The organism is Ectopseudomonas toyotomiensis (assembly GCF_900115695.1).
In the GTDB taxonomy this organism is placed as follows: domain Bacteria; phylum Pseudomonadota; class Gammaproteobacteria; order Pseudomonadales; family Pseudomonadaceae; genus Aquipseudomonas; species Aquipseudomonas toyotomiensis.
In genome coordinates, this window is sequence record NZ_FOXK01000012.1 from 123611 (window position 1) to 145702 (window position 22092).

The window sequence follows — 22092 nt, forward strand, 5'->3', positions numbered from 1 at the left end:
TTGTCGACTGCGTTCACCGCTCTGCCAATCCGCATTGCACTTTCAAAGCCCTGTCGAGGTCATTTGTATGACGGCCTGAGCGCAACTGCGGCCCAGCGCCTTTAATGATGGATAGGCAAGTGCCAACGGAGATCGCCATGCGCGGGATGCTCGATAGACCGGAGCAGGAACTGATTCTGGTTGTGGACGATGCAGTCGACGCGCGCCAGCGCCTCGGCGCGCTGTTGGCCGACCGCTACCAGGTAAGGCTGGTTGGCAGCGAGGAGGCGCTGCACGCCGCCAGGTCGCGACCGCAGCCAGACCTGATTCTGCTGGGCTGGCAGGACGACTACGCGCTCTGTCGCGGGCTCAGGACCGATCCGCAGACCCGCCATATCCCGCTGATCCTGGTCACCGGCCGCAGCGATGCCGCCGACGAGCAGTTGGGCTTCGACCTCGGCGCTGCCGACTACATCACCAAACCGGTCAGTGCGCCCATCGTGCTCGCGCGTGTTCGAGCGCAGCTGCAGCTCAAGGCGGCCACCGATTACCTGCGTGACAAGAGCGAGTATCTGGAACTCGAGGTCAAGCGCCGTACGCGCGATATCCAGAACCTGCAGGATGTCACCATCGAGGCCATGGCCAGCGTTGCCGTCATGCGTGACAACCCGAGCAGTCGTCGCCTGGAGCGTATCGAGCGCTACATGACCTGCCTGACCGCAGCGTTAGCGCGGCAGCAGCCTGCCTTGTCGGAGTCTCTGAACGAGGAACGCATCGCCCAGTTGGGCAAGTCGGCCATGCTGCATGTGATCGACCGACTGACCCTGCCGGATCGTGTGCTGCTCAGCCACGGCGAGCCGGATGAAAATGACCTGCGTCTGCTGAGCGAGGGGGTGATCGCCGGCCGGGACGCGTTGGAGCGAGCCGAGCGCAAGCTGGGCAGCGTCACCAACTTTCTCTCCGATGCCAAGGATATCGTCTACGGCCAGCACGAGCGCTGGGACGGCAAAGGCTATCCACAGGGGCTGCTCGGCGAGCAGATTCCGCTTTCGGCGCGGCTGATGGCGCTGGTGGGGCACTTCGAAGAGCTGAGCTGTCGGCATCCCTATCTGCCGCCCATCAGCCCGGCGCAGGCGGTGGCGCAGATCAGCGCGGCCAGCGGCACGCGCTTCGACCCCATGGTGGTGCTGGCCTTCGTCGAAGCTACGACGGAGTTCCTGCATATCGCCGAAACCCTGGCCGACGACGCCGCCGCGGTCGGCGTGGAGTTGCAGCGGTTGGAGGATTCGTTGGCCGAAAGCATCGAGTTGACGCTGCCGCCGACGCCATGATGTGGCGTCGCTCAATCCATCGCTTGGGACCGGCGGCTGGCATTTGACCTGTAGGGTGTGCCGCGAGCCCCTACCGCGCGGCGCGCCATGGCCTGCTAGTCGACGATCCGCTCCACATGATGGCAGGCCACCTGCCGCGTATCGATCAGGCGCAGCTCAGGGCGTTCGCCGCGGCAGCGTTCGTCGGCATGCGGGCAGCGCTTGTGGAAGGCACAGCCGGATGGCGGGTTCAGCGGATTGGGCAACTCGCCACTGATCTTCATCCGTGGCTTGTCCGGATCGGGATGAATCGCCGGCGTTGCCGACAGCAGGGCGCGAGTGTAGGGGTGCAGCGGGCGGGCGTAGAGCGCCTCGGCCGCGCCCATCTCCACCGGGCGGCCTAGGTACATCACCAGCACGTCGTCGGCGACATGGCGCACCACCGCAAGGTTGTGCGAGATGAACACGTAGCCGGTCTGGTACTGCTCCTGCAGGTCCATGAACAGATTGAGCACCTGCGCCTGGATCGACACGTCCAGCGCCGAGGTCGGCTCGTCCGCCACCAGCACCTTGGGCTGCAGCATCATGGCGCGGGCCAGGGCGATGCGCTGGCGCTGACCACCGGAGAACATGTGCGGGTAGCGCTGGTAGTGCTCGGGGCGCAGCCCCACCTGCTGCATCATCGCCTGCACCTTCTCACGGCGCTCGGCACGCGACAGGTCGGTGTTGATCAGCAGCGGTTCGGCCAGCTGGTCACCGATCTTCTGCCGCGGGTTTAGCGAGGCGTAGGGGTTCTGGAACACCATCTGCACGTCGCGGCGCAGCTGTTTGCGCTCGGCATGGCTGGCGCCGGCCACCTCGCGTCCGGCGATTTGCAGGCTACCGGCGCTGGGCTCTTCGATCAGGGTCAGGGCGCGGGCCAGGGTGGACTTGCCGCAGCCGGACTCGCCAACCACCGCCAGGGTCTTGCCGGCCTCCAGGCTGAACGACACGCCGTTGAGCGCCTGCACCAACGCTGCCGGTTTGAACAGGCCGCGCGAGACGCTGTAGTGGCGGGTCAGCTCACGGGCTTGAAGTACGGTGCTCATCAGGCCACCTCCGCCGGGGGGACAAGAGGAAAGAAGCAGCGCGCGGCGCCTCGCTCGTGTGCGTCCAGGGTTGGACGCTCTTCGCGGCAACGCGGCTGCACATAGGGGCAGCGTGGTGACAGCAGGCAGCCCTGTGGGCGGTCATAACGGCCGGGCACGATACCGGGCAGGGTCGCCAGGCGGCTGGCACCGGCGCTGTGTTCGGGGATCGCCTTGAGCAAGGCTTCGGTGTATGGATGACTGGGCGCATCGAACAGAGCTGGCACCTGGCCCAGCTCCACCGCTTGCCCGGCGTACATCACGCAGACGCGCTGGGCGGTTTCAGCCACCACGGCCAGGTCGTGGGTGATCAGCACCAGGGCCATGCCCTGGTCGCGCTGCAGATCCAGCAGCAGCTCCATGATCTGCGCCTGGATGGTCACGTCCAGCGCAGTGGTGGGTTCGTCGGCGATCAGCAGCTTGGGTTCGGCGGCAATCGCCATGGCGATTGCCACGCGCTGGCTCATGCCGCCGGAGAGCTGATGAGGGTAGGCATCGAGCCGACTGGCAGCGCCAGGTATCTCGACCCTTTCCAGCAGCTCCAGGGCGCGAGCGCGCGCCGCTTTGCCTTTCAGACCGAGGTGCTGATGCAGCACTTCCTCGATCTGGAAGCCTACGGTGTAGCTGGGATTGAGCGCGGTCATCGGGTCCTGGAAGACCATGGACAGGTCCTTGCCGACGATACGCCGACGCTGCCGGCCCTTCAGACGCAGCATGTCGGTGCTGTCGAACTGCATGCAATCTGCCTGGACGATACCGGGCGCGTCGATCAGGCCCATCAGCGCCATCATGGTCACCGACTTGCCGGAGCCGGACTCGCCGACGATGGCCAGCACTTCACCTTTTTCCACACTCAGATCGAGCCCGTCGACCACCGGCACGGCGTCAGACGCGCCGAAACGCACGGAGAGGTTGCGGATATCCAGCAGGCTCATCGGGCGCCCTCCGTGCGTAGGGTGGGCGATGCTTTTCCCGTCCACGCTGCGCAGCTGTGGTGCGCCATGCGCACCGAGATCATCTTGTGCATATGGGCCTCCTCAGATGGCGTTCTTCAGTTTCGGGTCGAGGGCGTCGCGCAGGCCGTCACCCATCAGGTTGATCGCCAGTACGCTAAGCAGAATCGCCAGGCCAGGCAGGGTCACCACCCACCAGGCGCGTTCGATATAGTCGCGCGCCGAGGCCAGCATGGTGCCCCACTCGGGTGTCGGCGGTTGTACGCCGAGGCCGAGAAAACCCAGCGCGGCGGCGTCGAGAATCGCCGAGGAAAAGCTCAGGGTGGCCTGCACGATCAGCGGCGCCATGCAGTTGGGCAGCACGGTGAAGAACATCAGCCGGGGCAGGCTGGCGCCGGCCAGTTGCGCAGCGGTGACGTAGTCGCGGTTCAACTCGCCCATCACGGCCGCGCGGGTCAGGCGTACGTAGGAGGGCAGCGAGACGATGGCGATGGCGAAAATGGTGTTGATCAGCCCTGGGCCGAGGATGGCGACGATGGCCACGGCCAGCAGCAGCGAGGGCAGCGCCAGCATGATGTCCATCAGGCGCATGATGCCAGGGCCGAGCAGGCGCGGGAAAAAACCAGCGACCAGGCCCAGCAGGATGCCGGGAAGCAGCGACAGCACCACCGAAGCCAGGCCGATCAGCAGCGACAGGCGTGCACCGTGGATCAGGCGCGAGAGCAGGTCGCGGCCCAGCTCGTCAGTGCCGAGCAGGAAGCGCCACTGACCACCGTCCAGCCAGACCGGCGGGGTGAGCAGGAAATCGCGATACTGCTCGCTGGGATGGTGCGGCGCGACCCAGGGCGCGAACAGCGCGCAGAACACCATCAGCAGCATGAAGCCGAGGCCACAGACGGCACCCTTGTTATGGCTGAAGGCTTGCCAGAATTCTTTCAGCGGCGAGGGGTAGAGCAGGCTCTGGTCGAGGCTGGTGGCTGCAGTCATGGGCATACCCCCTGGGTAGGGTGCGCTGTGCGCACCGATGGTTGGTCGCCGCTATTGGGGCGCACGGCCTGGGCGGCCCCGCGCCCCCCTAGGGTCTGTCGATTCATCACGCCTTCCTCACTTCTGATGGCGAATACGTGGATTGGCCAGGCCATAGAGGATGTCCACGGTGAAGTTGACCAGGATCACCAGGCAGGCGATCAGCAGGATGCCGTTCTGCACCACCGGGTAGTCGCGGGCGCCGATGGCTTCGATCAGCCACTTGCCGATGCCCGGCCAGGAGAAGATGGTTTCGGTCAGCACTGCGCCGGCCAGCAGGGCGCCAACCTGCAGACCGAACACGGTCAGCACCGGGATCAAGGCATTGCGCAGGCCATGCACGAAGACCACCCGCGTCGGCGACAGGCCCTTGGCGCGCGCGGTGCGGATGTAGTCCTCGCGCAGCACTTCGAGCATGGCCGAGCGGGTCATCCGCGCGATCACCGCCAGCGGAATGGTGCCGAGCACGATGGCCGGCAGGATCAGGTGGCGCAGTGCGTCGACGAAGGCACCTTGCTCTTCGGAAAGCAGGGTGTCGATCAGCATGAAGCCGGTGACCGGCGGAATGTCGTAGAGCAGGTCGATACGCCCGGATACCGGCGTCCAGCCCAGGCCCACCGAGAAGAACATGATCAGCAGCAGGCCCCACCAGAAGATCGGCATCGAATAGCCGGTCAGCGAGATGCCCATCACCCCGTGGTCGAACAGCGAGCCGCGCTTGAGTGCAGCGATTACCCCGGCGATCACGCCGAGGGTGCCGGCGAACAGCAAGGCAGCCAGGGCCAGTTCGACAGTGGCGGGAAACAGGGTGAGAAACTCTTTCCACACGCTTTCACGCGAGCGCAGTGACTCGCCCAGGTTGCCGCTGGCGAGCTGGCCGATGTAGTCGAAATACTGCGCATACAGGGGCTTGTTCAGCCCCAGGCGTTCCATGGCCTGAGCGTGCATTTCCGGATCGACGCGGCGCTCGCCCATCATCACCTCCACCGGGTCACCGGGGATCAGGCGGATCAGCGCGAAGGTCAGCAGGGTGACGCCGAAGAAGGTGGGGATCAGCAAGCCCAGGCGGCGTGCAATGAAGCTCAGCATGGCGGTGGGTAACTCCTAATCAGAACGGTATCGAACAGCCTGGAAATCTGGCGATTCCTTCGAGCATGTTGCAGGTTAGCTGTTCGATCACGACGTGCCCCGGGCGTTTGCCCGGGGCGTCGTTCAACGGCGCTCGCGCAGCGGCGGTCGCGCAACGGGCTATCAGTTGTTGCTGACACCGATGAAGCTGTTGCGCCCGAAGGGGCTGATCTGGAAGCCTTCGACGCTGCTGCGCATCGGTTGGTAGACCGTGGAGTGAGCGATCGGCGTGATCGGCACTTCGCGCTTGAGAACGACCTGGGCCTGACGATACAGCTCGCTGCGTTGCTCCTGGTCGGTGACGCGCTTGGCGGCGACCACCAGCTTGTCGTATTCGCTGTCGCACCACTTGGAGAAGTTGTTGCCGTCTACCGAGGCGCAGCCGTACAGGGTGCCGAGCCAGTTGTCCGGGTCACCGTTGTCGCCGGTCCAGCCGATCAGCATGGCGTCGTGTTCACCGGCATGGGCGCGTTTGATGTATTCGCCCCACTCGTAGCTGACGATGCGCGCCTTGATACCCACCTTGGCCCAGTCGTTTTGCAGCATCTCGGCCATCAGCCGCGCATTGGGGTTGTAGGGCCGCTGCACAGGCATGGCCCACAGGGTGATTTCGGTCCCTTCCTTCACGCCAGCGGCCTTGAGCAGCTCCTTGGCTTTCTCCGGGTCGTAGGCGGCATCCTTGATCGACTCGTCGTAGGACCACTGGGTCGGTGGCATGCCGTTCACGGCCAGCTGGCCGGCACCCTGGTACACGGCGTCGATGATGGCCGCCTTGTTCACGGCCATGTCCAGCGCCTGACGCACTTCGCGCTTGTCGAACGGCGCACGGGTGACGTTGTAGGCGATGTAGCCGACGTTGTAGCCAGGCTCGGTCGGTACATTGAGATTCTTGTCGGCCTGCAGACTCTGCAGGTCGGCAGGGCGCGGGTTGAGGGTGACGTGGCATTCGCCGGCGCGCAGCTTCTGTGCACGCACCGAGGCGTCGGTGTTGATGGAGAAGATCAGGTTGTCGATCTTGACGTCATCGGGTTTCCAGTAGTCCTGGTTGCCCTTGAAGCGGATCACCGCGTCCTTCTGATAGCGGCTGAACACGAACGGGCCGGTGCCGATGGGCTTCTGGTTGATCTCGGCGGCCTTGCCGGCCTTGAGCAACTGGTCGGCGTATTCGGCCGAATGTATCGCGGCAAAGCTCATCGCCAGGTTCTGCACGAAGGCGGCGTCGACGGCATTGAGGGTGAAGACCACGGTCATGTCGTCGGTCTTCTCGATCTTGGCGATGTTCTTGTCCAGGCCCATATCGGTGAAGTAGGGAAACTCGCTGGGGTAGGCCTGGCGGAACGGGTGGTTGCGATCGAGCATGCGCTGATAGGTGAACAGCACATCGTCGGCGTTGAAGTCGCGAGTCGGCTTGAAGTAGTCGGTGGTGTGGAACTTGACCCCTTCGCGCAAGTGGAAGGTGTAGGTCAGGCCGTCTTCGCTGATGTCCCAGGAGCTGGCCAGCGATGGTTGTGCCTTGGTGCCGCCGCGCTCGAATTCGGCGAGGCGATTGAAGATGGTTTCCGAGGCCGCATCGAAGTCGGTACCGGTGGTGTACTGGCCGGGGTCGAAACCGCCCGGGCTGCCTTCGGAGCAATACACCAGGTTGCTGGCGTGGGCGAACGAAGCACTGGTGAGCAGTCCTGCGGTAAGCAGGGCCTTGCACAGGGGAGACATACGCATGCGAACCTCTTTTTTCTTTTTGTTCGCGCCTCGGTGCAGCGCGAGCTCGGTATGCGGTGAAGGCGGGTAGCCCACCGGGTCGGGCTCGAAATTAAGTCATTCTGAAATTGTGGTCAACAAAAATTAAGCAGCACTAACATTGCGCATATTCGCCCTGAATTGGGGCAAAAAATCACTCGCTGGCGGGGTGATCGCCGAAAAGCGCCATGGTGGTCATGGTCAGTACTTCGGCCGGGGTATCGGCGGTATTGGCCAGGCGATGCAGCTTGCCGGCATCGAAATGCACCGAGTCGCCGGGGCCGAGGGGGTAGTCGCGACCCTCGATGGTGTAGACGATCTGCCCGCTGAGCACGTAGGAGAATTCCACGCCCTCATGCGCGATCAGTTCAGACTGATAACCCACCGGAATGTTCATCTTCACCGCGTTGATCGAGTTGCCGGGAAATGAGCTGGACAGGCGCTCGTAGGCCAGCAACTGACCGCCTACGGTGTAGCGCACCCGTTCGTTGACGTGAGAATCCGGTTGCGCCTGGGTGGGCTGATCGAACAGCACGTTGAGCGGTACATCGAGTGACTTGGCGATGCTCGCCAGCGACGATAGCGATACGCCGGTCAGGTTGCGTTCTGCCTGGGACAGGAAGCTGGCGGTCAGGCCTGCGTCTGCCGCTACCTGATTGAGGGTCTTGCCGGCGGCCCGCCGGTAGCGGCGCAAGCGTTCGCCAATGCGATCTGCGGTCATGGAGGTGGCTCGCTGTTCGGGTCAGCGCAGTATACCCATGAGGCGCAGGGACTTCAGCCCGATGCCGGCGCGCTTTTTAAGTACAGCTGAAAAAATCTTTGACCCGAATTTAAGTTGCACTTAAATTTTGCCGCAGCAAATTGCCCGGTGACGATGGTCGTCGTGGGCGCCAGACGAGGATGCGCAGATGACACTGGGAGTGGGTGGCAGTACGCCGGAGCAGGCTTTGGCGCGCCTGCAGAACATGATGGCCGGCGCGCAGCCGATCACTGAGGCTGAATACCAGACGCGCATCGACCGCGCTCAGGCGTTGATGCGCGAGCAGGATATCGCCGCGCTGTTTCTGGCTGCCGGCAGCAACCTGCAGTACTTCACTGGTGTGCAGTGGCATCCCAGCGAACGTATGGTCGGGGCGATTCTGCCGGCCAGCGGTGCACTGGAGTATCTGGCGCCGGCGTTCGAGGAAGGCACGGTGCGCGATTTCCAGGTGGTGCCCGGCGTGATCAATACCTGGCAGGAGCACGAAAGCCCCTATGCGCTGCTTCTGGATTGCCTGAAGCGCCTGGGAATATTGCCCAATGATGGTGCGCAGCCGAAGGTAGGTCTCTGTTCTTCTTTGCCTTTTTTCATGTTTGAAGGCATTCGCCAACTGACCAGCGGTTATCGCTTCGTCGATGCTGGCGGCATCACCACGGCTTGTCGCCAATGCAAATCGTCAGCCGAAATCGCCCTGATGCAGCGCGCCAAGGACATGACCCTGGAAGTGCACAAGGCAGCTGCGAGCATCCTCCATGAAGGTATCAGCACCACCGAAGTTGCCGAGTTCATCCACCAGGCGCATCGCCGTGTCGGTGCGCCTGGCTCGACATTCTGCATCGTGCTGTTCGGCGCAGCCAGTGCCTTTCCGCATGGGGTCAAGCATGCGCAGCTGCTCAAGGACGGCGACATGGTGCTGATCGACACCGGCTGCAAGGTGCACAGTTACCTGTCGGATATCACCCGCAGCTACGTTTTCGGCACGCCCAGCGCGCGTCAGCGCGACTTCTGGAGCAAGGAGAAAGCCGCGCAGCAGGCGGCGTTCGAGGCAGCCATCCTGGGGGCGCCCTGTTCGTCGGTGGACGCCGCGGCCCGGCTTAGCCTGCAGGCCGTAGGGCTTGGGCCTGGCTACAGCTTGCCAGGCTTGCCGCATCGTACGGGTCACGGTATCGGCCTGGACATTCACGAGGGGCCTTACCTGGTTGGCGGCGATGACACTCCGCTGGCAGAGGGCATGTGCTTCAGCAACGAGCCGATGATCTGCGTGCCGGGCGAGTTTGGTATCCGTCTCGAAGACCACTTCTACATGACCGCCAACGGCCCGCGCTGGTTTACCCAGCCCAGCCATTCGGTGGACGACCCCTTCGGTCTGGGCGTTTAACCAGGCCTAGGTCGGCCCGTAAGCTTTTTTCATCGGGATCGAGCCATGGCCGTTCATGGCACGTTCACCCTGGAAAAGTTGTTCGAGCCCATCGGGCTGAGCACGAAGCCTTCGACGCCCTTGCGCAGCGCTGCGAACTGCTTGGGGTGGGCGAGGGCAATCCACGGCGTCTGCTCATGGAAGATCGCCAGCGCCTGGCGATACAGCACGGCGCGTTTGCTCTGCTCGGGCTCGCGGCGGGCCTGGGTGATCAGGGCATCGAAGGCCTTGTCGCACCAGCCCGCCTGGTTCTCGCCGCTTTCGGCCGCGGCGCAGGACAGATTGGGGGTGAGGAAGTTGTCCGGGTCGCCGTTGTCGCCGGCCCAACCCATGAACACCAGGTCGTGCTCGCCGTTCTTGGCCCGCTTGATCAGCTCACCCCACTCGAACACGCGAATGTCGCTGCGGATGCCGATGGCGGCGAGGTCGGCCTGCAGCATCTGCGCGCCGATGCCGGGGTTGGGGTTGGTTGGCCCACCACCGGGGCGGGTCCAGATCGACAGGGCGAAGCCATCGGCGTGACCGGCCTCGGCCAGCAGTTGGCGCGCTCGCTCGGGATCGTGCGGCCAGTCCTGCAGCGTTTCGTCGTGGCCCCACAGGGTGGCCGGGTAGGGCGCCACCGCCGGCGTGGCGTTGCCTTCGCCATATTGCGCACGGATATAGGCGGTCTTGTCGAACGCCAGGTTCAGCGCCTGGCGCACGCGTACGTCGTCCAGAGGAGGATGACGGGTGTTGATGCCGATATAGGCGGTCAGCAGCGAATCCAGCTCCAGCACCTGCAGTTGCGGGTCGGCCTTCAGAGCTGGGATGTCCACTGGGCGTGGGTAGAGGGCGATCTGGCAGTCGCCGGCCTTGAGGCGTTGCTGGCGCACGTTGGGCTCGGGGGTGATGGCCAGTATCAGGCGCTCGACCTTCGGCGCGCCGCCCCAGTAATCCGGGTTGCCGCGAAAGCGTACCTGGGCGTCCTTGGCGTAACGCTCGAAGATGAAAGGGCCGGTGCCGATGGGCACGTTGTTCAGCCGCTCCGGGGTACCTGCCGCGAGCAGATGGTTGGCGTATTCGGCCGAATAGATGGAGGCGAAGCCCATGGCCAGGTTGGCCAGGAAGGGCGCCTCCGGGTGTTTGAGGACGAAGCGCACGCGGTGTTCGTCGAGCTTTTCCACGCGCTCGATCAACTGCGCCAGGCCCATGGCCTCGGCATAGGGGAAACCGCGTAACGACAGCTTGTGCCTGGGGTGAACCGGATCGAGCTGGCGTTGGAAGCTCCACAGCACATCGTCGGCGTTGAATGCGCGGCTTGGCGTGAAATCCTTGTTAGCGTGGAATTTCACTCCCTTGCGCAAGGTGAAGGTGTAGCTCAGGCCGTCATCGGCTATTTCCCAGCTTTCTGCCAATGCCGGGACGATTTCGGTGCTGCCAGGGGCGAAGGCCACCAGGCGTTCGAACAGGGTTTCCGCCGTGGCATCGGCGGTGGTAGCTGCGGTGTATTGAACGATGTCGAACCCTTCCGGGCTGGCTTCACTACACACCACCAGGTTGGCCGCCTGGGCCTGAGCAGCGAGCAGCGCGGCAAACAGCAGGCCGCCGCGCAGTAGGGGCAAGGTAGGCATGGTGACTCCTGGTTGAACGTCCTGCAATCGGCGCCCCTTTCAGGGCGCCGATTGCAGCTTGTTACTTGCCGATACCTACACCATAGAACGAGTTGATGCCGAACGGGCTGATGCGGAAGTCCTGCACTTCCTTGCGCATCGGCTGGTACACGGTGGAGTGGGCCAGCGGCGTGATCGGCACCTCACGCTTGAGGATCACCTGCGCCTGCTTGTACAGCTCGGTGCGTTCGGCCACGTCGGTGGTGCGCTTGGCGGCCTTGACCAGTTTGTCGTAGTCCTCGAAGCACCATTTGGAGAAGTTGTTGCCGTCGACCGCGTCGCAGCCATAGAGGGTGCCGAGCCAGTTGTCCGGGTCACCGTTGTCACCGCTCCAGCCGATCAGCATGGCGTCGTGTTCTCCGGCCTTGGCGCGCTTGAGGTACTCGCCCCATTCGTAGCTGACGATGCGCGCCTTGATGCCGATCTTGGCCCAGTCGGCCTGCAGCATTTCAGCGATCTGCCTGGCGTTGGGGTTGTACGGACGCTGTACCGGCATGGCCCACAGGGTGATCTCGGTGCCTTCCTTGACGCCTGCAGCCTTGAGCAGCTCCTTGGCCTTTTCCGGGTCGAAGGCCGGGTCCTTGATGTCTTCGTTATACGACCACTGGGTCGGCGGCATGCCGTTGACCGCGAGCTGCCCGGCATTCTGGTAAACGGCATCGAGAATCGCCTGCTTGTTCACCGCCATGTCCAGCGCCTGGCGCACTTCCAGTTTGTCGAACGGCGGGTGGGTGACGTTATAGGCGATGTAGCCGACGTTGAAACCGGCCTGCTCGGGCATCTGCAACTTGGCGTCCTGCTGCAGCGAGGCGATGTCGGCCGGGCGCGGGAACAGGGTGACGTGGCATTCGCCGGCACGCAGTTTCTGCATGCGCACGGACGAGTCGGTGTTGATGGCGAAGATCAGGTTGTCGATCTTCACGTCATCGGGTTTCCAGTAGTCCTGGTTGCCTTTGTAGCGGATCACTGCGTCCTTCTGGTAGCGGCTGAACACGAAGGGGCCGGTGCCGATGGGTTTCTGATTGATGTCGGCGGCCTTGCCGGCCTTGAGCAACTGATCGGCGTACTCGGCGGACTGGATCGAGGCGAAGCTCATCGCCAGGTTCTGCACGAAGGCTGCGTCCACCTCGTTGAGGGTGAAACGCACGGTCAGGTCATCGAGCTTCTCCAGTTTGGCGATATTGCTGTCCATGCCCATGTCGGTGAAGTAGGGGAACTCGGTGGGGTACGCCTTGCGAAACGCATGGTCCTTGTCGAGCATGCGGCCGAAGGTGAACAGCACGTCGTCGGCGTTGAATTCGCGGCTGGGTTTGAAGTACTCGGTGGTGTGGAACTTCACCCCGGGGCGCAGCTTGAAGGTGTAGACCAGGCCATCCTCGGACACTTCCCAGCTTTGCGCCAGGCCGGGCTCGACCTTGGTGCCGCCCCGCTCGAACTGGGTCAGGCGGTTGAAGATGGTTTCCGCGGCGGCGTCGAAATCGGTGCCGGTGGTGTACAGGCCGGGGTCGAAGCCGGCGGGGCTGCCTTCGGAGCAGAACACCAGGTTGGCGGCGTTGGCGAGGGGAGCGCTGGCGATCAGCCCAGCGGTAAGTAAAGCCTGGAGAATGGCGTTCTTGCGCATCTTGACCTCATCGTTGTTGTGGTTGTGGTCCTTGAGGAGCCTCTTGTGGAGACCACCGCCGAAACTATGCAGGCCTTGTGCCCGAGGCAAGAGGGGCGCTGTGCAGGAAATGGTTAGCGCTACAGTGCTGTAATTTGCTGTCGCATTTATGAAAATGTTGCAGAGAAAAGATGGCGAAACGCCGTTATCTGGCGATAACGGCGCTGCTTTGTTGCGGAGCGTGATTCAGGGCATCTGCACTTCGATGACGCCGTCGGCGCTGACCGTGACCTGGCTGGTGCCGGCTTCGATTTGCGGTGTGGGGGCTGCGTCCATCATCGCCATGCCCTTGGCTTCGAAGTTGCGCATGGCCACTGGTGGCTGGAAACCACCGGTGTTGAGGTTCAGGCTGACCAGCTTGTAGCCCTTGCCGCCAAGCGCTTCGGTGGCCAGCTGCGCGCGTGCCCTGAAGGCATTCACGGCGTCCTTGAGCATGGCGTCCTCGCGGGTCTTGCGGGTGTCGGTGGCGATGCTGAAATCCATGCCGGCCATCTTCATCGATTGCAGCAATTCACCGGTCAATGCGGAAAGCCGGGCGAAGTCGGCGCTTTCCAGGCGCACCTCGGCGCGCTCGCGCCAGGCGGTGATCTTCTGGCCCTTGTCGTCATACACCGGGTAGCTGTGGCGGCTGCCGAGCTTGACCGAAACACCACGCACCTGGCGTACCTGCTCCAGCGTCTTGTTGAGGGTGGTGGTGATCTCGGCGGCCAGCTTGGCCGGGTCGGCGTGCTGCGCTTCGGTATAGAGGGTGACGTGCATCAGATCGTGTGCCACTTCCTGGTTGACCTCGGCGCGCAGGGCGATCTGGTTGTAGCGCGCCTCGGCGGCCAGCAGGCCGGTGCTGGCCAGACTGGCGGCGGTGAGGGCGAGGGCGGTGGCGATACGGGTCATGGTGCGCATGGTGCGGTTCCTTTTTCGATGGCCTTTTGGCCGTTTCCCGAGGTTAGACGAAGCCGAGTCGCGATCCGGGTCAACGCCGTTACAACTTTTTTCATCCAGGGCGTTGGTCAGGTGTGCGTCCGGTTGCCGCAGCGGCGGAAGGCCGCGCCAGGCTTGGTTATACTCGGCGCAACCAATGGAGTCGCCATGCTCGAACCCGTGCAGTTACTCTCCGCCAGTCGCCAGAATCTCTGGCGTCTGACCCTTATCCGTATTCTGGTGCTGGCCGCTCAGGCTGGCTCGGTCGGTCTCGCCTACAAGTCGGGCATGCTACCGCTACCCTGGTTGCAATTGTCGGTCACCCTCGGCGTTTCTCTGCTGCTGTGCCTGGGTACTGCCATGCGCTTGCGTGGCCCCTGGCCGGTGACCGAAGTCGAGTACGCCGTGCAGCTGGGCTGCGACCTGATCATTCACAGCGTGCTGCTGTATTACTCGGGCGGTTCGACCAACCCCTTCGTGTCCTATTATCTGGTGCCGCTGACCATCGCCGCGGCAACACTGCCGTGGATGTTCACCATCGTCCTGGCCGGCCTGGCGTTGGCCGGTTACACCCTGCTGTTGGTGTGGACCCATCCGCTCGAGCTGCCGGCAGCGCGTGAGAGCCTGTTGGTTTACGGCATGTGGCTGAGCTTTGCCCTGTCTGCTGCGCTGATCACCTTCTTCGTTGCGAAGATGGCCGAGGAGCTGCGCCGCCAGGACGAGCTGCGCGCCGAACGCCGCGAAGAAAGCCTGCGTGACCAGCAACTGCTGGCCGTGGCCACTCAGGCCGCTGGCGCCGCCCATGAGCTGGGTACGCCGCTGGGCACCATGAGCGTGCTGCTCAAGGAGCTGCGCCAGGAGTATCGCGACAAGCCGGCGCTGCAGGATGACCTGGCCCTGCTGCAGGAGCAGGTCAAACTGTGCAAGTACACCCTGCAGCAACTGGTGCGCGCCGCCGAGAATGATCGGCGTCAGGCAGTGGTGGAGCAATCCTGTGTCGAATGGCTGGAAACCACTCTGAATCGCTGGCATCTGATGCGTCCTGAGGCCAGCTACCGCTATCAGTGCCTCGGCCGCGGCACGCCGCCGCGCATCATGCCACCGGCCGATCTCACCCAGGCGCTGCTCAACCTGCTCAACAACGCTGCCGACGCCTGCCCGGACAAACTCGACATTCGCCTGGACTGGGACCACCAGTGGCTGCGCCTGAGCATCCGCGACCACGGCGCCGGCGTGCCGCTGGCCATCGCCGAGCAGCTTGGCCGGCCCTTCTTCACCACCAAGGGCAAGGGGTTCGGCCTGGGGCTGTTCCTCAGCCAGGCCAGCGTGACCCGTGCTGGTGGCACGGTTAAGTTGTATAACCATGAAGAAGGCGGCACCCTCACCGAATTGAAGTTGCCGCGAGCCTATGGCGTGGCCTGACAAGGAAAACCCAGCATGAGCGACGAATCCCTGTTCGAAGGCGAAGAGCAGCCCCATCTGCTGCTGGTCGATGACGATCCCACCTTTACCCGCGTGATGGCGCGTGCCATGAGCCGCCGCGGTCTGCGCGTATCTACCGCCTCCAGCGCCGAAGAAGGCCTGGCCCTGGCCAAGGACGACCTGCCGGATTACGCCGTGGTCGACCTGAAGATGGAGGGCGACTCCGGTCTGGTGCTGCTGCCCAAGCTGCTGGAGCTGGACGCCGAGATGCGTGTGGTGATCCTCACCGGCTATTCCAGCATCGCCACCGCGGTGGAGGCGATCAAGCGTGGCGCGGCCAACTACCTGTGCAAACCGGCCGATGCCGACGACGTGCTCACCGCGCTGCTTTCCGAGCATGCCGACCTCGACAGCCTGGTGCCGGAAAATCCGATGTCGGTGGACCGCCTGCAGTGGGAACACATCCAGCGCGTGCTGGCCGAGCATGAAGGCAACATCTCCGCCACCGCCCGTGCCCTGGGCATGCATCGCCGCACCCTGCAGCGCAAGTTGCAGAAACGCCCGGTTCGCCGCTGAGTTTGTGGGAGGGGCTTTAGCCGCGATGGGCAAAAGCCCTGTTCGCAGAACGGAGAACCAGCTTTGCCCGTAGCCGATAAATGCTTAGCCAGCTAACATAGGTCGTCAGACAACCTGCTGGTGTCGTCATGCTCGCCGTCGCTGCACAAACCCTCGCCATCACTGCGCCCGTGTTCGCCATGCTGTTTCTCGGTGTGGCGCTCAAACGCCTGCGCTGGATCGATGCACCCTTCATCGATACCGCTTCGAGCCTGGTGTTTCGCGGCACCATGCCGACCCTGCTGTTCCTCGGTGTGGTCAAGGCGGATCTGGATGCGGCCATGCAGCCGCAGTTGCTGAGCTACTTCTTTCTTGCCACCACCGCGTCGTTCTTCGTCGCCTGGGCCTGGGCGATCTGGCGGGTGCCATTCGAGGATCGTGGCATCTACACCCAGGGGGCCTTCCGCGGTAACAACGGTATCGTCGGCCTGGCACTGGCCACCAGCATGTACGGTGACTACGGCCTGTCGGTCGGCTCGTTGCTCGCCGCACTGGTGATCCTCTGCTACAACGCGCTCTCTGCGGTGGTTCTGGCCATCTACAGCCCGGGCGTGAAACCCGGTGCCAAGGCCATCGCGCGCAGCATCGTGACCAACCCGATGATCATTGGCGTGCTGCTGGCGGTACCGATTGCCTACTGGAAAATCCCGCTACCGCAGTGGTTCCTGACCTCGGCCGAGTACTTCGCGCAGATGACCCTGCCGCTGGCGCTGATCTGCATTGGCGGCACCCTGAGCCTGGCGTCGTTGCGCCGCAGCAGCGGCACGGCTATCGGTTCAGGCATGATGAAGATGGTCTGGCTGCCGCTGCTGAGCACCTTCGGCGCCTGGCTGTTGGGCTTTCGTGGGGCGGATCTGGCGATCCTGTTTCTCTATTTCGCCAGCCCGACGGCGGCCGCCAGCTTCGTCATGGCTCGTGCGGTGGGCGCCAACCATGAGCTGGCGGCAGCCATCATCGTCATCACCACCCTGGCGGCGGTGGTCACCACCAATATTGGCCTGCTATTGCTGCAGTGGGGCGGCTGGATCTAGCTCGTCCTTCAGGGGGCGGTTTGCCGGCGATTAACGGATCGCCGGTAAGCCAGCTCTTACGAGGCGTTGCTCTGGTACTCGTCGATCACTTCCTGTGCCGCGCGGAAGGCGTCGATGCTGGCCGGCACGCCGGCATACACCGCACAGTGCAGCAGGGTTTCGCGGATTTCTTCGACCGTACAGCCGTTGTTCAGCGCGCCGCGCACGTGGCCCTTGAGTTCCTGCGGGCATTTCAGTGCGGTCAACGCAGCCAGGGTGATCAGGCTGCGGGTCGCGCGCGGCAGGCCGCTGCGCGTCCACACGCCGCCCCAGGCATGCTCGTTGACGAAATCCTGCAGCGGCTGGGTGAACTCGGTGGCGTTGCCCAGGGCGCGGTCGACGAACGCGTCGCCCATCACCTCACGGCGCACCTGCACACCGCGATCATGGTTATCACTCATGCTCATACCTGCTCGCCGCGTTGTTTGTGCCAGGCACGCCCGGCGATGATCACCAGGGTGATGGCGGTAAGCGGCAGTGCGTAGCCGATCATCGCGTCACCGAAGGTCTGAGCCAGCGGTCGGCCCGTGCTGAACATCACCAGATACAGGGTGTAGGCCACGTAGTAGCCCACGAACAGCAAGCCTTCCCAACGGTTGATGCGGTAGCCGCTGAAGAAGATCGGCAGGCAGGCCACGGCCACCGCGATCATTACCGGGAAGTCGAAAGCCAGCGCATTGGCGGCCACTGGAATGGCTGCCGGCGACACCAGCGAGGCCAGGCCCAGCACGCAGAGCAGGTTGAAAATATTGCTGCCGACGATATTGCCCACGGCGATGTCGCGCTCGCCCTTGAACGCCGCGATGATCGAGGTGGCCAGCTCCGGCAGTGAGGTGCCGATGGCGATCACAGTCAGGCCGATCACCAGCTCGGACAGGCCCAGTGCGCGCGCCAGCTGCACGGCGCCTTCGACCAGGAAGTTGGAACCCACCACCAACAGCACCAGGCCCGCGATGATCAGGCCGAGGTTGATCGCCCAGGCATAGGGCTTGGGCGCCTCGTCGAGACCGAATTCCTTGGCGAATTCGTCATCGTCGCCGCCCTTGTCCTTGCGCGCGCTGTAGATCAGGAAACCGGTATAGGCCAGCACGCCGGCGAACAGCAAGGCACCATCGAAACGGCTCAGTTCCCCATCCCAGGCCAGGCCGAAGGTGACCAGGCTGGCGCCGATCATGATGGGCACGTCGAGGCGAATGAGCTGGCGTGAGACAACCAGCGGTGCGACCAGAGCGGTCACGCCCAGAATCAGCAGAACGTTGGCGATGTTGCTGCCGATCACGTTACCGATGGCCAGGTCGCCGCTGCCGTTGAAGGCCGATTGCACGCTGACCGCCGTTTCCGGCGCGCTGGTGCCGAAGGCCACCACGGTCAAGCCGATCACCAGGGGCGGAATGCCGAACTGTGCGGCCAGCTTGGCGGCGCCGCGTACCAATACCTCTGCGCCGGCAACCAGCAGCACCAGGCCGGCAATCAGGTAGACATAGGTCATCAGGGTCATTGCAGGGTAGCTCCGAAAAAAGTGCGGCTAGTGTAGCGACGGCATTATTGGCCGCCAGGGGCGGCGGAAAGATTTTGTTGCCAATTGTTCCTCAGTCCAGCGCCTCGACCCTGACCGGCACCACGCCTGCGCGCAGCATGTCAAGGCGCACGGCGGCGGCGCGGGAAACGTCGATGACGCGACCACGCACGAAGGGGCCGCGGTCGTTGATGCGCAGCACCACGCTGCGCTCGTTGTTCAGGTTGGTGACCCGTACCCGTGTGCCGAACGGCAGGGTGCGATGCGCGGCGGTCAGCGCGTTCTGATCGAAGCGTTCGCCGCTGGCGGTGCGCTGGCCGTGGTGGCGGTCACCGTAATAGGAGGCCTTGCCGGTTTCGCTGCTGCCTGAGCCGCCGCCGAAGGTGGAGCAGCCGCCCAGCAGGGCGAGTGCACCGAGCAGTGCCCATGTCTGTAGTCCGGATGCCATCCGGGGCAGTGAAGGTTCCCGGATTGCATCCGGGCTACGCATCGTCATGTTCGCGGTCTCCATGAAAAACGCCGGGCGAGCCCGGCGTCGTTGCAGCTAGCGTGAGCGAGCCGGCCTGGCTCAGCCTTCGAGCTTCTTCTTCAGCAGTTCGTTCACTTGTCCCGGGTTGGCCTTGCCCTTGGAGGCTTTCATGGCCTGGCCGACGAAGAAACCGAACATCTTGCCGCGTTTGGCTTCGTCGCTGGCGCGGTATTGCTCGACCTGCTCGGCGTTGGCGGCCAGCACTTCATCGAGCATGGCTTCGATGGCGCCGGAGTCGGTAACCTGCTTGAGGCCCTTGTTCTCGATGATCTCGTCGGCGCTGGCGCCTTCACCGGCGGCCAGGGCTTCGAAGACCATCTTGGCGATCTTGCCGCTGATGGTGTTGTCCTTGATGCGCAGGATCATGCCGCCCAGTTGCTCGGCAGACACTGGCGACTGCTCGATCTCCAGGCCTTCCTTGTTGAGCAGGCTGGACAGCTCACCCATCACCCAGTTGGCCGACAGCTTGGCATCGCCGCAGGTCTTCTCCACCGCCTCGAAGTAATCGGCCAGTTCGCGGCTGGCAGACAGTACGCTGGCGTCGTAGGTGGACAGGCCGAACTGGCTTTCGAAACGCTCGCGCTTCTGCGGAGGCAGTTCGGGCAAGCCGGCGCGCAGTTCGTCGAGGAAGCTACGTTCGATCACCACCGGCAGCAGGTCCGGGCAGGGGAAGTAACGGTAGTCGTTGGCTTCTTCCTTGCTGCGCATGGAGCGGGTCTGATCCTTGTTCGGATCGTACAGGCGGGTTTCCTGCACCACCTTGCCGCCGTCCTCGATCAGTTCGATCTGGCGCTGTACCTCGTGGTTGATGGCCTTCTCGATAAAGCGGAACGAGTTGACGTTCTTGATCTCGGCGCGGGTGCCGAACTCTGCCTGGCCTTTCGGGCGCACCGAGACGTTGCAGTCGCAGCGCAGCGAGCCTTCGGCCATATTGCCGTCGCAGATGCCCAGGTAACGCACGAGGGCGTGGATGGCCTTCACATAGGCCACGGCTTCCTTGGCCGAGCGGATGTCCGGCTCGGAAACGATCTCCAGCAACGGCGTGCCGGCACGGTTCAGGTCGATGCCACTCATGCCGTGGAAGTCTTCGTGCAGGCTCTTGCCAGCGTCCTCTTCCAGGTGCGCACGGGTGATGCCGATGCGCTTGACGGTGCCATCTTCCAGGGTGATGTCGAGGAAGCCCTTGCCGACGATGGGGTGATCCATCTGGCTGGTCTGATAGCCTTTGGGCAGGTCCGGGTAGAAGTAGTTCTTGCGCGCGAAGACGTTACGTTCGGCGATCTCGGCGTCGATGGCCAGGCCGAACTGGCAGGCCATGCGCACGGCTTCGGCGTTCAGCACCGGCAGGGTGCCGGGCATGCCGAGGTCGACCAGGCTGGCCTGGGTGTTGGGCTCGGCGCCAAAGGTAGTGGCGCTGGCCGAGAAAATCTTCGATTGGGTGCTGAGCTGAGCGTGGATCTCAAGCCCGATCACGGTTTCCCATTGCATGTCTTGATCCTTCCTCAGAAGCCGCTCGGTGCGTGTTTATGCCAGTCGCTGACCTGTTGGTACTGGTGCGCGACATTGAGCAGACGACCCTCCTGGAAATAGTTGCCGAGCAACTGCACGCCCACCGGCAGACCATCGACGAAGCCGGCTGGCATCGACAGGCCGGGGATGCCGGCCAGGTTGGCGGTGATGGTGTAGATGTCTTCCAGGTAGGCGGACACCGGGTCTGCGTTCTTCTCGCCGAGCTTCCAGGCCAGATTCGGCGTGGTCGGGCCGAGGATCACGTCGACGTCCTTGAAGGCGGCGACGAAGTCGTTCTTGATCAGCCGGCGAATCTGCTGGGCCTTGATGTAGTAGGCGTCGTAGTAGCCGGCGGACAGCGCATAGGTGCCGACCATGATGCGCCGTTTGACCTCAGCACCAAAGCCCTCGCCGCGCGAGCGCTTGTACAGGTCCTGCAGGTCTTTCGGGTTCTCGCAGCGATAGCCGAAACGCACGCCGTCGAAGCGCGACAGGTTGGAGCTGGCCTCGGCCGGTGCGATCACGTAGTAGGCGGGGATCGCGTGCTGCATGTTCGGCAGGCTAATGTCCTTGACGGTGGCGCCGAGCTTTTTCAGCTCTTCGACCACGGCCATCACCTTCTCACCGATGCGTGCATCGAGGCCGGCGCCGAAGTACTCCTTCGGCAGGCCGATGCGCAGGCCGGCCAGCGGCTGGGCGAGGGCGGCCAGGTAGTCATCCACCGGCTGATCGACACTGGTGCTGTCCTTGGTGTCAAAGCCGGCCATGGCTTGCAGCAGCAGCGCACAGTCTTCGGCGGTACGGGCCAGCGGGCCGCCCTGATCGAGGCTGGAGGCGTAGGCGATCATGCCCCAGCGCGAGACGCGGCCATAGGTCGGCTTGATGCCGGTGAGGTTGGTCAGCGCAGCCGGCTGACGGATCGAGCCGCCGGTGTCGGTGCCGGTGGCGGCCGGCAGCAGTCGTGCAGCGACCGCTGCGGCCGAACCACCCGAGGAGCCGCCCGGTACGCGGCTGGTGTCCCAGGGGTTCTTCACCGGGCCGTAGTGGCTGGACTCGTTGGCCGAGCCCATGGCGAATTCGTCCATGTTCAGCTTGCCCAGCGTGACGGTGCCGGCGGCCTTGAGTTTTTCCACCACGGTGGCGTCGTAGGGGGCCTTGAAGCCGGTAAGGATCTTCGAGCCACAGGACGTCAGCACGCCGTTGGTGCAGAACAGATCCTTGTGGGCGATCGGTGCGCCGAGCAGCGGGCTGTTTTCGCCGGCAGCGCGACGGGCGTCCGCGGCCTTGGCCTGTTCGATGGCCAGATCTGCGGTGACGGTGATGAAGCTGTTGAGCTGCGGGTCGAGCTGCGCGATGCGCGCCAGCAGGTTGCGGCTCAGCTCTTCGGCGGAGAATTGCTTGTCGGCGAGGCCACGGGCGATCTCGGCCAGGGTCAGTTGATGCATGTCGAGCCCTTTCCTTTATTCGATGACTTTCGGCACGAGGTACAGGCCGCTTTCCACAGCCGGGGCGATGGCCTGGTAGGCGTCGCGCTGGTTGCTCTCGGTGACCACGTCGGCACGCAGGCGCTGGGTCGCTTCCAGCGGGTGGGCCAGGGGTTCGATGCCCTGGGTGTCGACGGCCTGCATCTGGTCGATCAGACCGAGAATGCTGTTCAGGGTCTCGGTGGTTTGCGGAATATCGCCTTCGTTCAGACCCAGGCGGGCCAGGTGGGCGATTTTTTCCACCTCGGAGCGTTCAAGCGCCATCGGGGGTTCTCCAGTGGAA

At 63.8% G+C, this 22092-nt stretch carries 20 protein-coding genes; 5 read left to right on the top strand and 15 right to left on the bottom strand.

What is annotated here, in order from left to right; all coding sequences use genetic code 11:
- The first annotated feature begins 137 nt into the window (after nucleotides 1-137).
- Complete coding sequence (locus BM186_RS22110; protein ID WP_074918442.1) at nucleotides 138-1310, top strand: HD domain-containing phosphohydrolase; 1173 nt, start codon at nucleotides 138-140, stop codon at nucleotides 1308-1310.
- 95 nt (nucleotides 1311-1405) lie between these two features.
- Here BM186_RS22110 and BM186_RS22115 read toward each other — a convergent pair whose 3' ends face one another.
- The 6 genes from BM186_RS22115 to BM186_RS22140 all read right to left on the bottom strand — a co-directional run bounded on the left by BM186_RS22115 (nucleotide 1406) and on the right by BM186_RS22140 (nucleotide 7981).
- Nucleotides 1406-2377 carry a peptide ABC transporter ATP-binding protein gene (locus BM186_RS22115; protein ID WP_072423094.1) on the bottom strand — a complete coding sequence of 324 codons (972 nt, stop codon included), beginning with the start codon at nucleotides 2375-2377 and terminating at the stop codon, nucleotides 1406-1408.
- Nucleotides 2377-3351, bottom strand: a complete 975-nt coding sequence (locus BM186_RS22120; protein ID WP_074918444.1) for an ABC transporter ATP-binding protein — start codon at nucleotides 3349-3351, stop codon at nucleotides 2377-2379. Before BM186_RS22120 ends, BM186_RS22115 begins: the two co-directional genes overlap by 1 nt.
- Nucleotides 3352-3453: 102 nt before the next feature.
- Complete coding sequence (locus BM186_RS22125) at nucleotides 3454-4356, bottom strand: ABC transporter permease subunit (RefSeq protein ID WP_074918446.1); 903 nt, start codon at nucleotides 4354-4356, stop codon at nucleotides 3454-3456.
- A gap of 117 nt (nucleotides 4357-4473) precedes the next feature.
- Nucleotides 4474-5484 carry an ABC transporter permease subunit gene (locus BM186_RS22130; RefSeq protein WP_055984019.1) on the bottom strand — a complete coding sequence of 337 codons (1011 nt, stop codon included), beginning with the start codon at nucleotides 5482-5484 and terminating at the stop codon, nucleotides 4474-4476.
- A gap of 162 nt (nucleotides 5485-5646) precedes the next feature.
- The gene (locus BM186_RS22135) at nucleotides 5647-7236 is read right to left on the bottom strand and encodes an ABC transporter substrate-binding protein (protein WP_394327914.1); all 1590 of its coding nucleotides are present in this window, start codon (nucleotides 7234-7236) and stop codon (nucleotides 5647-5649) included.
- Between the two features lie 178 nt (nucleotides 7237-7414).
- Nucleotides 7415-7981: a cupin domain-containing protein gene (locus tag BM186_RS22140; RefSeq protein WP_059390487.1), complete on the bottom strand. Its 567-nt coding sequence runs from the start codon at nucleotides 7979-7981 to the stop codon at nucleotides 7415-7417.
- 187 nt (nucleotides 7982-8168) lie between these two features.
- Here BM186_RS22140 and BM186_RS22145 point away from each other — a divergent pair, with 187 nt between their 5' ends.
- Entirely contained in the window at nucleotides 8169-9398 is a 1230-nt protein-coding gene (locus BM186_RS22145; RefSeq protein WP_074918450.1) for a M24 family metallopeptidase, read from the top strand.
- Nucleotides 9399-9451: 53 nt separating this feature from the next.
- Here the strand turns inward: BM186_RS22145 and BM186_RS22150 are convergent, their stop codons facing one another.
- The 3 genes from BM186_RS22150 to BM186_RS22160 form a co-directional block, all read right to left on the bottom strand.
- Nucleotides 9452-11047, bottom strand: coding sequence for an ABC transporter substrate-binding protein (locus BM186_RS22150; RefSeq protein ID WP_074918453.1), 1596 nt, complete (start codon nucleotides 11045-11047; stop codon nucleotides 9452-9454).
- Between the two features lie 61 nt (nucleotides 11048-11108).
- Nucleotides 11109-12707, bottom strand: coding sequence for an ABC transporter substrate-binding protein (locus tag BM186_RS22155; RefSeq protein WP_074918454.1), 1599 nt, complete (start codon nucleotides 12705-12707; stop codon nucleotides 11109-11111).
- A gap of 225 nt (nucleotides 12708-12932) precedes the next feature.
- A complete protein-coding gene (locus tag BM186_RS22160; protein ID WP_072423087.1) occupies nucleotides 12933-13646 on the bottom strand; it encodes an SIMPL domain-containing protein in 714 nt (237 codons plus the stop codon).
- A gap of 186 nt (nucleotides 13647-13832) precedes the next feature.
- Between BM186_RS22160 and BM186_RS22165 the strand changes: the two genes are divergently transcribed.
- The 3 genes from BM186_RS22165 to BM186_RS22175 all read left to right on the top strand — a co-directional run bounded on the left by BM186_RS22165 (nucleotide 13833) and on the right by BM186_RS22175 (nucleotide 16732).
- The gene (locus BM186_RS22165) at nucleotides 13833-15086 is read left to right on the top strand and encodes an ATP-binding protein (RefSeq protein ID WP_017678902.1); all 1254 of its coding nucleotides are present in this window, start codon (nucleotides 13833-13835) and stop codon (nucleotides 15084-15086) included.
- Between the two features lie 15 nt (nucleotides 15087-15101).
- A complete protein-coding gene (locus tag BM186_RS22170) occupies nucleotides 15102-15662 on the top strand; it encodes a response regulator transcription factor (protein ID WP_004424835.1) in 561 nt (186 codons plus the stop codon).
- 128 nt (nucleotides 15663-15790) lie between these two features.
- On the top strand, nucleotides 15791-16732 hold the full coding sequence (locus BM186_RS22175) for an AEC family transporter (RefSeq protein ID WP_074918456.1): 942 nt from the start codon (nucleotides 15791-15793) through the stop codon (nucleotides 16730-16732).
- Nucleotides 16733-16788: 56 nt separating this feature from the next.
- Here the strand turns inward: BM186_RS22175 and BM186_RS22180 are convergent, their stop codons facing one another.
- From BM186_RS22180 to gatC, 6 genes are all read right to left on the bottom strand, one after another.
- Nucleotides 16789-17172: a carboxymuconolactone decarboxylase family protein gene (locus BM186_RS22180; protein WP_072423085.1), complete on the bottom strand. Its 384-nt coding sequence runs from the start codon at nucleotides 17170-17172 to the stop codon at nucleotides 16789-16791.
- Between the two features lie 2 nt (nucleotides 17173-17174).
- Complete coding sequence (locus tag BM186_RS22185) at nucleotides 17175-18269, bottom strand: calcium/sodium antiporter (protein WP_072423084.1); 1095 nt, start codon at nucleotides 18267-18269, stop codon at nucleotides 17175-17177.
- Nucleotides 18270-18360: 91 nt separating this feature from the next.
- Nucleotides 18361-18735, bottom strand: coding sequence for a septal ring lytic transglycosylase RlpA family protein (locus BM186_RS22190; RefSeq protein ID WP_394327915.1), 375 nt, complete (start codon nucleotides 18733-18735; stop codon nucleotides 18361-18363).
- Between the two features lie 120 nt (nucleotides 18736-18855).
- Entirely contained in the window at nucleotides 18856-20304 is a 1449-nt protein-coding gene (gene gatB / locus BM186_RS22195) for an Asp-tRNA(Asn)/Glu-tRNA(Gln) amidotransferase subunit GatB (protein ID WP_021488052.1), read from the bottom strand.
- 14 nt (nucleotides 20305-20318) lie between these two features.
- Complete coding sequence (gene gatA, locus BM186_RS22200) at nucleotides 20319-21770, bottom strand: Asp-tRNA(Asn)/Glu-tRNA(Gln) amidotransferase subunit GatA (protein ID WP_074918458.1); 1452 nt, start codon at nucleotides 21768-21770, stop codon at nucleotides 20319-20321.
- A 15-nt stretch (nucleotides 21771-21785) separates the two neighbouring features.
- Entirely contained in the window at nucleotides 21786-22073 is a 288-nt protein-coding gene (gene gatC, locus BM186_RS22205; protein WP_021488054.1) for an Asp-tRNA(Asn)/Glu-tRNA(Gln) amidotransferase subunit GatC, read from the bottom strand.
- Nucleotides 22074-22092 lie beyond the last annotated feature (19 nt).

What these genes read in the sequence shown, in the direction of transcription:
- BM186_RS22110 (WP_074918442.1), top strand. Translation starts at nt 138, where the DNA reads ATGCGCGGGATGCTCGATAGACCGGAGCAGGAACTGATTCTGGTTGTG.
- BM186_RS22115 (WP_072423094.1), bottom strand. Translation starts at nt 2,377, where the DNA reads ATGAGCACCGTACTTCAAGCCCGTGAGCTGACCCGCCACTACAGCGTC.
- BM186_RS22120 (WP_074918444.1), bottom strand. Translation starts at nt 3,351, where the DNA reads ATGAGCCTGCTGGATATCCGCAACCTCTCCGTGCGTTTCGGCGCGTCT.
- BM186_RS22125 (WP_074918446.1), bottom strand. Translation starts at nt 4,356, where the DNA reads ATGACTGCAGCCACCAGCCTCGACCAGAGCCTGCTCTACCCCTCGCCG.
- BM186_RS22130 (WP_055984019.1), bottom strand. Translation starts at nt 5,484, where the DNA reads ATGCTGAGCTTCATTGCACGCCGCCTGGGCTTGCTGATCCCCACCTTC.
- BM186_RS22135 (WP_394327914.1), bottom strand. Translation starts at nt 7,236, where the DNA reads ATGTCTCCCCTGTGCAAGGCCCTGCTTACCGCAGGACTGCTCACCAGT.
- BM186_RS22140 (WP_059390487.1), bottom strand. Translation starts at nt 7,981, where the DNA reads ATGACCGCAGATCGCATTGGCGAACGCTTGCGCCGCTACCGGCGGGCC.
- BM186_RS22145 (WP_074918450.1), top strand. Translation starts at nt 8,169, where the DNA reads ATGACACTGGGAGTGGGTGGCAGTACGCCGGAGCAGGCTTTGGCGCGC.
- BM186_RS22150 (WP_074918453.1), bottom strand. Translation starts at nt 11,047, where the DNA reads ATGCCTACCTTGCCCCTACTGCGCGGCGGCCTGCTGTTTGCCGCGCTG.
- BM186_RS22155 (WP_074918454.1), bottom strand. Translation starts at nt 12,707, where the DNA reads ATGCGCAAGAACGCCATTCTCCAGGCTTTACTTACCGCTGGGCTGATC.
- BM186_RS22160 (WP_072423087.1), bottom strand. Translation starts at nt 13,646, where the DNA reads ATGCGCACCATGACCCGTATCGCCACCGCCCTCGCCCTCACCGCCGCC.
- BM186_RS22165 (WP_017678902.1), top strand. Translation starts at nt 13,833, where the DNA reads ATGCTCGAACCCGTGCAGTTACTCTCCGCCAGTCGCCAGAATCTCTGG.
- BM186_RS22170 (WP_004424835.1), top strand. Translation starts at nt 15,102, where the DNA reads ATGAGCGACGAATCCCTGTTCGAAGGCGAAGAGCAGCCCCATCTGCTG.
- BM186_RS22175 (WP_074918456.1), top strand. Translation starts at nt 15,791, where the DNA reads ATGCTCGCCGTCGCTGCACAAACCCTCGCCATCACTGCGCCCGTGTTC.
- BM186_RS22180 (WP_072423085.1), bottom strand. Translation starts at nt 17,172, where the DNA reads ATGAGTGATAACCATGATCGCGGTGTGCAGGTGCGCCGTGAGGTGATG.
- BM186_RS22185 (WP_072423084.1), bottom strand. Translation starts at nt 18,269, where the DNA reads ATGACCCTGATGACCTATGTCTACCTGATTGCCGGCCTGGTGCTGCTG.
- BM186_RS22190 (WP_394327915.1), bottom strand. Translation starts at nt 18,735, where the DNA reads ATGGCATCCGGACTACAGACATGGGCACTGCTCGGTGCACTCGCCCTG.
- gatB (WP_021488052.1), bottom strand. Translation starts at nt 20,304, where the DNA reads ATGCAATGGGAAACCGTGATCGGGCTTGAGATCCACGCTCAGCTCAGC.
- gatA (WP_074918458.1), bottom strand. Translation starts at nt 21,770, where the DNA reads ATGCATCAACTGACCCTGGCCGAGATCGCCCGTGGCCTCGCCGACAAG.
- gatC (WP_021488054.1), bottom strand. Translation starts at nt 22,073, where the DNA reads ATGGCGCTTGAACGCTCCGAGGTGGAAAAAATCGCCCACCTGGCCCGC.